The 13,395-nt window shown below is 69.0% G+C and carries 11 protein-coding genes and 1 pseudogene; 7 read left to right on the top strand and 5 right to left on the bottom strand.

Annotated features, from left to right (window positions below; translation table 11 throughout):
- Positions 1-6: 6 nt before the first annotated feature.
- Positions 7-447 carry an Lrp/AsnC family transcriptional regulator gene (locus OG758_RS46305; RefSeq protein WP_326715418.1) on the bottom strand — a complete coding sequence of 147 codons (441 nt, stop codon included), beginning with the start codon at positions 445-447 and terminating at the stop codon, positions 7-9.
- A 140-nt stretch (positions 448-587) separates the two neighbouring features.
- Here OG758_RS46305 and OG758_RS46310 point away from each other — a divergent pair.
- A pseudogene (locus tag OG758_RS46310) lies at positions 588-769 on the top strand (IS5/IS1182 family transposase); the annotation flags it as partial.
- Between the two features lie 140 nt (positions 770-909).
- On the top strand, positions 910-1,164 hold the full coding sequence (locus OG758_RS46315; protein WP_326715419.1) for a DUF6417 family protein: 255 nt from the start codon (positions 910-912) through the stop codon (positions 1,162-1,164).
- 149 nt (positions 1,165-1,313) lie between these two features.
- Here OG758_RS46315 and OG758_RS46320 read toward each other — a convergent pair whose 3' ends face one another.
- Positions 1,314-3,443, bottom strand: a complete 2,130-nt coding sequence (locus tag OG758_RS46320) for an amylo-alpha-1,6-glucosidase (RefSeq protein WP_326715420.1) — start codon at positions 3,441-3,443, stop codon at positions 1,314-1,316.
- A gap of 144 nt (positions 3,444-3,587) precedes the next feature.
- Between OG758_RS46320 and OG758_RS46325 the strand changes: the two genes are divergently transcribed.
- From OG758_RS46325 to OG758_RS46345, 5 genes are all read left to right on the top strand, one after another.
- Positions 3,588-4,640, top strand: coding sequence for a LacI family DNA-binding transcriptional regulator (locus OG758_RS46325; RefSeq protein WP_326715421.1), 1,053 nt, complete (start codon positions 3,588-3,590; stop codon positions 4,638-4,640).
- 57 nt (positions 4,641-4,697) lie between these two features.
- Positions 4,698-5,939, top strand: coding sequence for a sugar ABC transporter substrate-binding protein (locus tag OG758_RS46330; protein WP_326715422.1), 1,242 nt, complete (start codon positions 4,698-4,700; stop codon positions 5,937-5,939).
- A complete protein-coding gene (locus tag OG758_RS46335; protein WP_326715423.1) occupies positions 5,936-7,063 on the top strand; it encodes a carbohydrate ABC transporter permease in 1,128 nt (375 codons plus the stop codon). Before OG758_RS46330 ends, OG758_RS46335 begins: the two co-directional genes overlap by 4 nt.
- Positions 7,060-7,956 (top strand): carbohydrate ABC transporter permease, encoded by an 897-nt coding sequence (locus OG758_RS46340; protein ID WP_326715424.1) that lies wholly within the window; start codon positions 7,060-7,062, stop codon positions 7,954-7,956. Before OG758_RS46335 ends, OG758_RS46340 begins: the two co-directional genes overlap by 4 nt.
- A gap of 98 nt (positions 7,957-8,054) precedes the next feature.
- Positions 8,055-9,743, top strand: coding sequence for a glycoside hydrolase family 13 protein (locus OG758_RS46345; protein WP_326715425.1), 1,689 nt, complete (start codon positions 8,055-8,057; stop codon positions 9,741-9,743).
- A gap of 419 nt (positions 9,744-10,162) precedes the next feature.
- Here OG758_RS46345 and zwf read toward each other — a convergent pair whose 3' ends face one another.
- From zwf to gnd, 3 genes are read right to left on the bottom strand one after another with little or no spacing between them, the layout of a single operon-like run.
- Positions 10,163-11,572: a glucose-6-phosphate dehydrogenase gene (gene zwf, locus OG758_RS46350; protein WP_326715426.1), complete on the bottom strand. Its 1,410-nt coding sequence runs from the start codon at positions 11,570-11,572 to the stop codon at positions 10,163-10,165.
- A 48-nt stretch (positions 11,573-11,620) separates the two neighbouring features.
- Entirely contained in the window at positions 11,621-12,313 is a 693-nt protein-coding gene (gene pgl / locus OG758_RS46355; RefSeq protein ID WP_326715427.1) for a 6-phosphogluconolactonase, read from the bottom strand.
- A gap of 5 nt (positions 12,314-12,318) precedes the next feature.
- On the bottom strand, positions 12,319-13,350 hold the full coding sequence (gnd, locus tag OG758_RS46360; protein ID WP_442810397.1) for a phosphogluconate dehydrogenase (NAD(+)-dependent, decarboxylating): 1,032 nt from the start codon (positions 13,348-13,350) through the stop codon (positions 12,319-12,321).
- Positions 13,351-13,395: the final 45 nt, after the last annotated feature.

Genomic DNA, 13,395 nt, shown 5'->3' on the forward strand with positions numbered 1-13,395 from the left:
GTGCCCTCAGTCGACGTGCCACAGGAAACGGTGGGTGTGGATCGCGAAGTAGGGGAAGTTCTCCACGGATGCGACCCCCTCGACGGGCCGCACGACATCGTTGATGAAGTCCAGAAGATCCCGAGGCTGAGCGCACACAACCTCCGCGAACAGATCGAAGCCGCCGGACGTCAGGACCGTGTACACGACCTCCTCATGCCGGGACAGCTCATCGGCCACAGCCCGGGGATCGCCGTCGACACGCAGCCCCAGGAGCGCCATCGCCTGCTGGCCCATCGTCATCGGATCGGTCACCCCGACGACCTGGACGGCCTTGGCGTCGATCATTCGCTGCAGCCGGAGCCTCGCAGCCGAGGGCGACAATCCCACCTTCGGTCCCAGATCTGCATAGGGAATCCGGCCGTCGACCTGTAGCTCCCGCAGGATGGCCCGATCGATGTCGTCCATGAAGCACCTCTCACTCTTCCCCAAACAGCAGGCGCTGCGCTTGTTTCAAGCACAATGTCCGATCGTCACGCTCGAATCAAGTTTGTGAACAATCGAATCGCGAGTGTCGAGGGCGCTGGGCGCGCGAGAGCGCCGGGGAACACCTGCCGCAGGAACTCGGCTTCGGCTCGGGTATGACCTGCTGGCGCCGCGTGGCCGCGTGGACCGAGGCCGGCATGTGGCCCCGGCTTGACGAGGTTCTCCTTGCCGGGCTCCGCGGCGCGAACGAAGCACTGTCGACCGAGGCAAGACGGGCAGCAAACACCACCTGGTCACCGACGCCACATTGACGCGAGCAGCACTCTGGAGGGGGACCGTGGCGCGCATCGTGCGCGAGACCGGGCTGGACCAGGTTCAGCCGATCGACCGCTGCCCCTCGCCGTCAGGGCCCAGCCCGGCAGGTGCACGGATATGGATAGGTCCGTGCGGGTGCTCGGACAGCTCTTCCAGATGCTCCTGGTCCTGGCGGTCGTTACCCAGGACATGAACTCGGATGCCACCAGCCTGGTCCCGGTGCAGGACACCACGGCGCACCGTCTGGAAATGCTCACCCTCGACGAAGCTCACGACCTGCTGCGACTTCTTCAACTGATTGCTGCGGAGGGCCTGGACGAGCTGAGTGAAGAAGCCGAGTGGTTCGCCCGGGAGATTGCCGCGCGTATCCCCTCGGAGAACTGACAGCGATGATTCAAGCCGTCCGGGCGGGGACGTCCTTGACGTCACATCAGGGATCGGAGGGCAGGCAGGAAGCACACCGCCGGTGGGTACTTGGACATGGGCGGTGTGCTTCGTGCCTGGTTCGGGGGGCAGCCGCTCGGGCGGCGCGGTCAGGCGGTCACCTCGACGGGCGCCGACGTGCGCGCACGCACCGTGCCGTCCGCCGCGACGGACACCGTCAGCTCGTGCCCGGCCACGTTCAGACCGGAGACGGTGAGCGGCAGCAGGCGGCTTTCGACCGGGCGGATGGTCAGGGCTCCTTCCGGTGCGTTCGCCTGGAGGCCGAGGAGCGCCTGGAGCAGGGCGACGGATGACGCGGCGGCCCAGGCCTGGGGGCGGCACGACGCCGGATATGGCGCCGGGCGGGCGGACGCGGAACGGGCCGTGCCCGCGAAGAGTTCGGGAAGGCGGGAGTCGAAGGCGGGCCCGGCCGCGATCAGGTTCTCGGCGAGGCGCCGGGCGTGGTCCGGGAATCCGGCGCGAGCGAGTCCCTGCACGGCGATGGCGGTGTCGTGCGGCCAGACGCTGCCGATGTGGTAACCGAGCGGGTTGTAGCCGCCGTTGCTCGTCGCGTAGGTGCGCAGACCGAACGCGTCGGCCAGAGCGGGGGAGAGGAGCCGTTCTGCGAGGGTGGCTTCCTCTTCGGGGTTGAGCAGGCCGGTGCCGAGCAGATGCCCCATGCCGGAGGTGACGGCGTCGACCGGCCGCTTGTCGGCGTCGAGCGCGATGGCCACGTAGGGGCCGTGTTCGTCAGAGACCCAGAAGGTGCGCCGGAAGGCCTCCTGGAGGCGTGTGGCCCAGGCCCGGTAGCGGTCTGCGCCAGGCCGGGCGAAGGCGTCGAGGAGCTCGGCACCGGCGACGGCTGCCTCGTACGCGTAGGCCTGCACCTCGCACAGCGCGATGGGCGCGGTCGCGAGGGAGCCGTCCCTGAAGCGCACCGAGTCGCCGGAGTCCTTCCAGCCCTGGTTGGCGAGGCCGGTGCCGGTGGAGTCGATGTACTCCAGCAGGCCGTCGCCGTCCGGATCGCCGTACTCCACGAGCCAGTTGAGGGCGGCTTCGAGGTGTGGCAGCAGGGCGGCGACCTCCGTGGACGGCATGCCCCAGCGCCAGGCGTCGTGCAGCAGGCAGATCCACAGCGGGGTGGCGTCGATGGTGCCGTAGTACTGCGCGGGCAGGCGGGTGCCGTCGCCGATTTCCTGCGTCTCGGCGCGTACCTCATGGAGGATCTTGCCGGGCTGTTCCTCCGTGGAGGGAACGACGTTACGGCCCTGTCGGCGCGCGAGCGTGCGCAGTGTGCCGGCCGCGAGTTTTGTCCCCAGCGGCAGAAGCATGCGCGCCGTCCACAGGGAGTCACGGCCGAACAAGGTCAGGTACCAGGGCGCGCCCGCGCCGGTGAACAGGTCACCGGGAGCCTCGGGGTCGCAGAGCAGGAGCCGGGAGAGGTCCTGCTCGGCCCGGCCGACGAGGCGGGTGAAGTCGCCGTCCGCGCTGTCGAGTCGCAGCTCCGCCCAGGGGCGGTCCTGGTGCGCCGCCGGGCCGAAGGGGGTCGGGGTGTCGGTGGCGGCGCGGCCTTCGAGGGCGCAGGTCCAGTTCTCGCCCGGAGTGAGGCAGACCTCGAAGGTGAAGGCGCCGCGGGGGCCGAGGGCCGAGACGCCGGTCCGTGCGGCGGTGTCGTCGGTGCGGGCGGTGAGCGTCATCCGCGCGTCGTGCGCGGACCACGTCAGACGGTCGTCCTCGCCTCGCGGTGCGCACGGGTCAGTGGTGGCCCCGCTCTTGACGGCGTCCATGGCGGCGAAGTCGCTCTCGGCGGTGACGGTAACGGTCAGCCGGGCGTGCAGAGAGCCGTGGTTGGTGAGGGACAGCGTCTCGGTGAACTGGCCGGGTGCGACGGTGCGTTCCCTCAGCAAGGTCACTGCCGGGTCGGCGGTCTGCTGCGCTGTTCCGCGCAGAACCGCGTCGAACGTGGCCCGGTCGGCGCTCTGCAGAACGGAGTTGGTGGGGGCCAGGCGGCCGCCGTCGACGGTGATGTGCAAGGAGCGCAGAAAGCGGCGGTCGCCGTGGTAGAAGCCGTCGACCGGCGCCGCGAGGTCGCCGTCGGGGCGTGAGGCCACGAAAGAAGGCGCCGACAGGACGAGCACCGCATCGTGGACGAACGGCTGGCCGCCGGACGCGGAGACGGGCGCGGGAAGGTCGGGCGACTGCGCCGGGGACTGCGTTTGCTGAGGGATCTGCTGCGTCATCGAGACGGGACCTTTGGCCTTCGTTGCTGCCGTGTGCGGCATGTACAGTGACGGAAATTCGTGCTTGGATCGATCCAATCAGGCATTGGATCGATCCAAGCCGGTTCGTGTCCACACCGTACCCGACGTTCTGTATGGATTGAAATGAACAAAGATGTTCCCGGCGGGAGTTCAGGACCGGCGGCGCGGCCGCCGACGATGGCCGATGTCGCCCGCCGTGCCGAGGTGGGCAAGCAGACGGTGTCCAATGCGCTCAACAAGCCGGAACTGCTGCGGCCCGAGACGCTGGCCCGGGTGAAGGCCGCCATCGAGGAGCTCGGATACCGGCCCCACACCGCGGCCCGCTCGCTGCGCCGCCGTGAGTCGCGGACGATCGGCTTCGCCCTCGAACGCAGCGTCGCCGGGCGCTCCAACGCGGTGAACGACCGCTTCCTGCACGCGCTGGCGGCCGCGGCCGGGTACCGGCTCCTCGTGTTCTCGGTCGACTCCCGCGAGCAGGAGATCGAGCGCTACGACGAACTGCTGGGGGAGCAGGCCGTCGACGCGTTCGTCCTCGACCGCACCGCCACCGACGACCCACGCCACCGCTGGCTCCACGACCGGTCCGTGCCCTTCGCCGCGTTCGGCCGCTCCTGGAGCGACGAGGACTTCGGCGACTGGGTGGACGTCGACGGCGCGGCGGGCATCGAGGCCGCGACCGAGCACCTGGTCGCCGCCGGGCACCGGAAGATCGGCCTGCTGAGCTGGCCCGCCGGCAGTGGGACCGGTGACGACCGTACACAGGGCTGGCGGCGCACCATGAAGCGGCACGCCCTGCCCGCGCGCGGGCTCACCGCGGCGACCGCCAACCGGCCCGACGCCGCCCGCCGGGCCGCGGGCACGCTGCTGGACAAGGGCGTGACCGCGATCGTGGCCGTGAGCGACGCGCTGGCGCTGGGTTGCTACGACGCGCTGCGCGAGCGCGGGCAACGGCCGGGCACGGACGTCGCGGTGACCGGTTTCGACGACTCGCCCTTCGCGGAGCTCCTCGACCCGCCCCTGACCTCCGTGGAGCAGCCGCTCGAAGAGGCCGCCACGGAATGCGTGCGGATGCTCGTCGAGCGAATCGCGGACCCCCGACGCCCCTATGAGCAGCGGCTGTTGACGCCCCGGCTCGTGGTCAGGGACAGCTCCGGACCCGCTGCCGCGGGCGCCTGACCCCGCAGCCCCTTCCATCCCCGCAACACGGCATTCGCCTTCATCAAAGGAACGATCATGAGCCGCACCCAACTGCCTCTCGTCGCCTGCTTTCTGTCGGTCTCGCTGCTGTCCACGGCCTGCTCATCGGGGTTCGACAAGGACGCCGGGCAGGAGAACTCGGGTAAGCAGGACATCAGGGTCCTGATAGCCACCTCCGGCCCCGCCGAGACCAGTGCCGTGAAGGAGGTGGCCGCTGCCTGGGCGAAGGACTCGGGCAACTCCGTCACGGTGGACGTCGCGCAGAACATCGACCAGCAGCTCGGCCAGGCCTTCGCGGGCAGCAACCCGCCGGACGTGTTCTACACATCGGGCGACCAGTTCTCCACATACGCCCAGCGCGGCGCGCTGTACGCCTACGGGGACAAGCTCGACGACCGCGACGACTTCAGTCCCGTCCTCACCCGGGCCTTCACCTACGACGACAAGCTGTACTGCGCGCCGAAGGACCAGTCGACCCTCGGGCTCGCCGTGAACACCACCTTGTGGAAGAAGGCCGGGCTCACCGAGGCCGACTACCCCAAGACGTGGGAAGAGCTCGAAGCCGTCGCCAAGAAGCTCACCGGCAAGGGTGTCACCGGTCTCTCCTTCAACCCCGACTATGCCGAGATCGGCCCCTTCTTCAAGCAGTCCGGGTCATGGCTGACGAACCCCGGGCAGACCAGGATGACCGCGACCGACGCTGCCAACGTCAAGGCACTGACGTTCGTCAAGAAGCTGCTTAACGAAGGCGTCCTGAAGTACCCGAAGGACCTGGGGTCCGGGTGGGGCGGCGAGGCCTTCGGCAAGGGCAAGGCCGCGATGACCGTCGAGGGCAACTGGCTGGCCGGGGCGATGAAGAAGGACTATCCCGACACCGCGTACAAGGTGCTCTCCCTGCCAAAAGGCCCCGGGGGCAAGGGCACGATGGCCTTCACCAACTGCTGGGGCGTCGCCGCCAAGAGTAAGCACCACGACGCTGCCGTCGACCTGATCAAGCAACTCACCGCCGACTCCGCCCAGTTGAAGTTCGCCAAAACACTCGGAGTCATGCCGTCGAAGACGACCCTGTTCGACACCTACAAGCAGCAGAACCCCGGGTCGACCGCATGGGCCGACGGCGCCGCCTACGCCCAACTGCCCGTGACCGCACCCGGAATGCGGCAGGTCATGGCCGAGTTCAACACCTCCTTGGCCCAACTGGCGGACAGCGACCCGAAGAAGCTGCTGAGCGACCTGCAGAAGAACGGCGCGAGCGTCCTGGACGGTAACGCTCGATGAGCACCGTCACCGCCACCAGCACGTCAGGTACCGGCTCCGGGTCTCAGACCCCCGCGGCCGTGCGCCGCAGGCCGCGCCGTGAGGGCCGCCAGGGGCTGTGGGGCTGGGCCTTCGTCAGCCCCATGGTCGTGGTGCTCGGGCTGTTCCTGGCGCTCCCCGTCGTCATGGCCCTGTGGGTGAGCCTGCTGGACTGGGACGGCCAGTCGAACCCGTTCTCGGGAGCGGCCGACTTCGTCGGACTCGCCAACTACAAGGGTCTGTTCGCCGACCAGGGGCTGACGCGGACGCTGTTCATGACGTCCCTGCGCAACAACCTCTACTACGTCCTGCTGGTCGTCCCGCTGCAGACGGCGCTCGCGCTGGGCCTGGCTCTCGCCGTCAACCAGCGGCGCCTCAAAGGCAAGGGCGCCTTCCGCACGGCGTTCTATTTCCCGTCCGTCACCAGCTCCATCGCCGTGTCCACGGTGTTCCTCTTCCTGTTCCAGAGCAGCGGAGCCGTCAACAACCTGCTGAAGTGGGTCGGCATCCAGGGACCGAACTGGTTCACCGACGCACGGGGTCTCGTGTGGGTGGCGCTCGGCGGGGTCGGTCTCGTCGACCCGGACCGCCCGCCCGCCGCACTCGCCGACCACGGTGTGCTCGGCCTGTCATGGTGGGACTGGCTCTCCGGACCGTCCGTCGCGATGTGCACCATCATCCTGCTGGTGATCTGGACAACGTCCGGCACCTTCATGCTGATGTTCCTCGCCGCCCTGCAGGACATCCCCGAGGCCCAGCTGGAGTCCGCCCGCCTCGACGGCGCCAACCGCTGGCAGACGCTGCGCCACGTCATCCTGCCGGCGCTGCGCCCCGTCCTCTTCCTGGTGATCACGCTCGGTCTGATCGGCACCTGGCAGGTATTCGACCAGGTGTACGTGATGAGCCAGGGCCAGCCCGCGAACACCACCCTGACCCCCGCCTTCCTCTCGTACAGCCTGAGTTTCAAGGACGCGCAGTACGGGACCGGCGCCGCGATCTCCTTCGTTCTGCTGGCGATCATCCTCGTCATGACGGGGATCCAGCGCTTCGCGCTGCGCGAGCGCGACGGCCGTGGATGGCGTCGCACGAGGAGGACCACCCGATGACCACTGCGACGGTGACAAAGCACGCATCGGCCACGGCGCGGAGCCGGCCGCGTGAGCGGCGGCGCAACGCGCAACTCGTGGGCACACTGGTGATGTCGGCGGTGGCACTGGTCTACCTCATGCCGTTCGTCATCCAGGTGGCCACGACGTTCAAGACCGATCCCCAGGCCGCCGCCTCGCCCCTCGGCCTCGTACCGGACCCGCTCTCACTGGCGTCCTACCGGCAGCTGTTCAGCGGCTCCGAGGGCGTGGCGTTCCCGACCTGGCTGGGCAACTCCGTGTTCATCGCGGTGGTCGTCACGGCGGGACGGGTCTTCTTCGACTCGCTGGCCGGCTACGCGCTCGCCCGCCTGCGCTTTCGCGGCCGCGGACTGCTGACCGTGCTGCTCATCTCGGTGATGGCCGTGCCCGGCGTCGTCCTGATGATCCCCAAGTTCCTGGTGGTGCAGTACCTGGGCATCTACGACACCTACACGGCGATGATCGTGCCGCTGCTGGTGGACGCCGTCGGTGTCTTCGTCATGAAGCAGTTCTTCGAGTCCGTTCCACGGGAGATCGAGGAGGCGGCCCGCGTCGACGGCGCCGGCATCCTGCGCACCTACTGGTCGGTGGTCCTGCCGATGGCCAGGCCCGCGCTGATCACCCTCACGATCCTGTCCTTCCAGGGCTCGTGGAACGAGTTCACCCACTTCGTGGTCACCGCCCAGTCCGCCGACCACGCCACGCTGACCACCGGTCTCGCCCAGTTCGTCTCGGGCGGCCTCGGATCCGGCACCCAGTACCCACTGAAGCTCACCGCCGCCCTGCTCGCCACGATTCCGGTCGCGATCGTCTTCTTCGTCTTCCAACGTCACTTCGTACGCGGCGGAAACGCGGGAGCGCTCAAGGAGTGAGCGCACGACACGGTGGCGGACAGCGACCCGCCGCCATCGTGCCCAACCACCCCCCGGTACTGCCGCCCCTTTTTTCCAGAGAGCCACGCGAAACCCACATGAGTACCACCGCACCTGCTCCCGCCACCCCGGAACTCGCCGGACTCGCGCCGTCCGCCCCGCGCGACGACCCCTGGTGGCGCACAGCGGTCGTCTACCAGATCTACATCCGCAGCTTCCGTGACTCCACCGGCACAGGAACCGGCGACCTTGGCGGCGTCCTCGAGCGCCTGCCGTACCTGCGCCGCCTCGGCGTGGACGCGATCTGGCTCAGCCCGTTCTATCCCTCGCCCCAGCACGACCACGGGTACGACGTCGCCGACTACGAGGGCGTGGACCCCCGCTTCGGCGATCTGGACCTGATGCGTCAAGTCATCGACCACGCACATGCGTTGGGCCTGCGCGTCATGATCGACATTGTTCCCAACCATTGCTCCACCGACCATCCCTGGTTCCGGGCGGCACTGGCAGCCGCTCCCGAAAGCCCCGAGCGCGCCCTGTTCCACTTCGCCGACGGCCGTGGCCCGGACGGTGCCGAACCTCCCAACAACTGGCGCTCCATCTTCGGAGGCTCCTCGTGGGCCCGCACGACGACGGCCGACGGTACGCCCGGCCAGTACTACCTGCACTCCTTCGCCCCCGAACAGGCTGACTTCAACTGGGCCGACCCACGCGTCGGCGACTACTTCGAGTCGATCCTGCGGTTCTGGCTCGACCTGGGCGTGGACGGCTTCCGGATCGACGTCGCCCACGGCCTGCACAAGCAGCCCGGTCTGCCGGACGACCCGCAGGCAGCGCTCGACGAGACCACCGGCGACCCCGTCAACTCCGCGGCCTGGAACCGCCCCGAGGTCCACGACGTCTGGCGTCGCTGGCGCGCGCTCACCGACGCGTACGAGGAGCGGGACGGCCGTGCCCGCGTCCTGGTCGGGGAGATAGGCGTGCTCGACCCCCGCCAAGTGGCGCTCTACCAACGCCCCGACGAGCTCCACCAGAGCTTCCTCTTCGAGTTCCTGCGCACCGACTGGGACGCAACGGCCTTCCACGACGTCATCCGCCGCGGCATGAACGCCGTCACGGCCTCCGGCTCCGCGGTGAGCTGGGTCCTCAACAACCACGACATGCCGCGCGTCGTGACGCGCTACGCGGGCGGTGAGCCCGGCGGCGGTCCCGGGGATGTGGCTCTGGGCGAGCGCCGGGCGCGCGCCGCGCTGCTCATGATGCTGGCCCTGCCCGGCTCTGTGTACCTGTACCAGGGCGAGGAGTTGGGCCTGGCCGAGGTGGTCGACCTCCCGGTGTCAGCACTGCAGGACCCGATGTACCACCGCTCGGCCGGTGCACGCCGGGGCCGCGACGGCTGCCGGGTCCCACTGCCCTGGCAGACGGATACACCGTCGTACGGATTCACCTCGGCATCAGCTGCATGGCTTCCCCAACCGCGGTGGTTCTCGTCCTACGGAGCCGATGAACAGCAACGCAGGGGCGAATCCACCCTGCACCTGTACCGGGCCGCGCTAGCTCTGCGCTCGGCAGTCCCGGACTTCCGCCACGGTGAACTGGTCTGGCACCGGCCACCGGACAGCCCGGACGGCGTCGTCTCCTTCCGACGGGGACGACTGCTGTGCACAGTCAACTGCGGTCCCGCGCCTGTCCCGGCACCAGAGGCAGCGGCGCTGTTGCTGTCCTCCGCAGAGGATCTCGAGGAAGGCAAACAGCCACCACATTCGGCTGCCTGGTGGCTCGTATAGGTGTCCCGCAACGCCGCCCGCGATACCGGCGCCACCCCTTGGCGGCGTCGGTGGGGTCGAGCCCGGCACCGGTCTGCTGGGTGAAGTACTTGTGGAAGTTGCTGGGGGCCGGCCGCCGAGCGGCGCCGGGCAGAGGGAGGTCGGAGAAAGTTGGACGAGCAGAAGCTCGCCGACATGGCGGGCCAGTTCGCGGTCTTCCCGGAAGAGCGGATGAGTGCGACCGCTTCCCGTTGGAACTCCTCCGTGTACCGCCTGCTGCGGTTGCCTTTGCCTCCCACCTGGCACTGCTTCCTCTGGAACCTCATGTCCCAGTTTCCAGGTGTCCACGATCAAGGGGGAGGTTCAGTCGTGGCGGTTGTCCCACCATCTCCAGGGGCGCAACCTGCGGTTCACCGGGTCCGGGGCGATGCGCGACTGTGTCAGTCGGGAGACCTCGCCGGAAGCCACGGTTCGTGCCATCGCGGATATCCGGCGACGAGCTTGCTCGCGCCCGCCGGTCCCCAGGTCCCCTGCGGGTAGCGCTCGGGGTCGCCGGGCGCCTCCAGCAGGGGCTGGACGATTCGCCACGTCTCCTCCACCGAGTCCTCCCGGGTGAACAGGCTCGCGTTGCCTTGCATTGCATCACTGAGCAGACGCTCGTACGGCTCGGGTGCCTCACCGAGCTCGGCCGCGAAGAGGAGGTCGAGATCCACCAGCTGCGTGTCCTGCTTGCCCGGCTGCTTGGCCTGGATGCGGAAGTTCACGCCAGGGCTCGGATCGATCCGTAGGATCCACTGGTCGGGCTCGGGCGCGAACCGCTCCGCGAACGCAAGCCGCGGCGGGCGCTTGAACACGATCCGGATCTCGGTCACTCGCTCGGGGAGCGACTTGCCGGCGCGGATGAAGAAGGGCACCCCGGACCAGCGCCAGTTCTCGACCTCCAGCCGCAACCCGACGAAGGTCTCGGTGCGCGAGCGCGGCCGCACGCCGGGAACCTGCAGGTACCCCTGGTACTGCCCGCGGACGTAGTGGGCCGGGTCGGCGTCGGGGATCGCCCGGAACACATCAACCCGGCGGTCCCGGAGCGCGTCCGCATCGGCGGCTGATGGCGGCTCGGACGCCATCAGGGCGAGCAGCTGCAGCAGGTGGTTCTGCACGACGTCTCGGAGCGCGCCGACCGGGTCGTAGAAGTGGCCGCGGTCCTCGACCCCGAAGTCCTCGGCCATGGTGATCTGCACGCAGGAGATGTGGTCGCGGTTCCACACCGGCTCGAACACGGAGTTGGCGAACCGCAGGAACTGGATGTCCATCGCCGGCTCTTTGCCGAGGAAGTGGTCGATCCTCAGCAGCTGATCCTCATCTAGGAGCTGACGCAGCTCGGCGTTGAGGGCGCGCGCCGACGCGAGGTCATGCCCGAACGGTTTCTCCACGACAACCCGGGCGCCCTTGGTCAGCCCTGCGCCTGCCAGGCCACCGACCACCCGGGCAAACAGCGACGGCGGGATCTCCAGGTAGAAGACCGGGCGCCGCCTGCCGTTGACCGCCCGGGCGAGGCGATGGAACGTCTCCTCGTCGGCGTAATCGCCCTGCACATAGCTGAGTCGGGCGGCGAACCGGGCAAAGACGCTGTCGTCGAGCGGCTCGCCCGCTGCCTTGATCGCCGCGCGGGCGTGGTCACGCAGCGCGTCGTCGGACCAGCCGTCGCGCGCCACTCCGACGATCGGGCAGGTCAGCAGCTTGCGCCGCTCAAGCCGATAGAGCGAGCGAAACGTCATCTTTCGCGCGAGGTCGCCGGTGATCCCGAAAATGACCAGCACGTCTGCGGGAAGGTTCGACGAGTTCAGAGCCATCTGATCCCCCTTACGGGGTCGGCACGGCAATAGGGTCGGGCATCAAGGTCATGCTGGTGACTGGGCGTCGACGCGAGCCGGGCCCTGGCCGGCCGCCGCGTCCGCGAGGACGAGCGACGCCGCCGCCTCGACCCGGCCGGCGGGAATCGACCGGTCTCCTGCAACGAGCCTTGAGAGCGGTTCGCGCTTGTCCGCTCCGGTGATGAGCCAGAGCACTTGCTGGGCGCGGGCGAGCGCAGGATAGGTGAGTGTCATGCGCTGGTGGCCCATGTAGGGCGTCGTCAGGGCCACCAGCCGGTCCGAGACTTCGAGTACCGGGTCCCGTGGCACCAGCGAGGCGGTGTGCCCGTCCGGGCCGAGGCCCAGGTGAACGAGGTCGAAACGCCCGGGCAGCGACCGCCCGTACGCGGCGGCCGCCGCGTCAAGGTCGGCGTCGTTCACGGGCATCGCGATGACCTCGGCCGGGGCCGCCCCGAGGCTCTCCCTCAGGTGGGTGAGGTTGCGGTCCTGGTCGCCGTCGGGCGCGACACGCTCGTCGACCTGGAACACCGCCACGTGCTCCCAGGGGACGTGCTCATGTGCGAGCTGAGCGAACATCGCCCATGGCGTGTGCCCCCCGCTGACGGCGAACGTGAATCGGCCGTGGGCTTGCGCGCAGGAGCGGGCCAGCCGCGCCACGAACGCCGCCGCGGTGCCGGCGACCGCATCGGGGTCGGCGACGACTTGGAGTTCGTGATGCACAGCCCTCAGCCCTTCTTTTCGGCGTGTCCGCCGAACTCCGAGCGCATTGCCGAGAGGATCTTGTCGGTGAACTCCCCGGCCTGCCTGGACTCGAAGCGCTCGTAGAGCGAGGTGGTGATGACCGGTGCCGGAACGCCTTCGTCTACCGCGGCGAGGACGGTCCAGCGGCCTTCCCCGGAGTCGGAGACCCGCCCGGCGAAGCCGTCGAGGGAGGGCGAGCCGGCGAAGGCGTCGGCGATCAGGTCGACCAGCCACGAGCCGACGACCGAGCCGCGCCGCCAGACCTCGGCCACCTCTGCGACGTCGATGTCGTACTGGTAGGCCCACGCATCGCGCAGGGGCGTCGTCTCCGCGTCGACTTCTTGCCGGCTTTTGCCGGCGTTCGCGCGCTTGATGATGCTGAGACCCTCGGCGATCGCGGCCATCATCCCGTACTCGACCCCGTTGTGGACCATCTTCACGAAGTGCCCGGCGCCGTTCGGCCCGCAGTGCAGGTACCCGAGCGGGGCGGTGCCGTCGGTCCGGGTCCGGCTCGGCGTCGGCTCGGCGCAGCCCTCGCCGGGAGCGATCGTCTTGAAGATCGGGTCCAGATGGGCCACGACCTCGTCCTCGCCGCCGATCATCAAACAGTAGCCGCGCTCCAGGCCCCAGACACCACCACTGGTCCCGCAGTCAACGTAGTGCAGCGACTTTTCGGCAAGACGCTTGGCGCGTGTGATGTCGTCGCGGTAGTAGGAATTGCCGCCGTCGATCAGGATGTCGCCGGGCTCCAGCAGCGGCTCGAGCTGGTCGAGGATGGAGTCGACGATCGCAGCCGGAAGCATGAGCCATAGGGCCCGTGGCTTGTCCAGTTTGGCAACGAGATCCAGGGGTGAGTCCGCGCCCGTCGCGCCCTCGCCGGCCAGTTCCGCGACGGCGGCCGCGTTGACGTCGGACACGACGCATTGGTGGCCGTCTCGCATCAGCCGACGCACCAGGTTCGCCCCCATCCGGCCGAGCCCGATCATCCCGAGCTGCATGGGCTTGTCTGTCGCCATGTGGTGCCTCCTAGTCCTTGAGCGTGCGGTTGTGCCGGATCAGCG

Origin of the sequence: Streptomyces sp. NBC_01474 (assembly GCF_035918215.1) — a bacterium.
Lineage (GTDB): Bacteria > Actinomycetota > Actinomycetes > Streptomycetales > Streptomycetaceae > Streptomyces > Streptomyces aureus.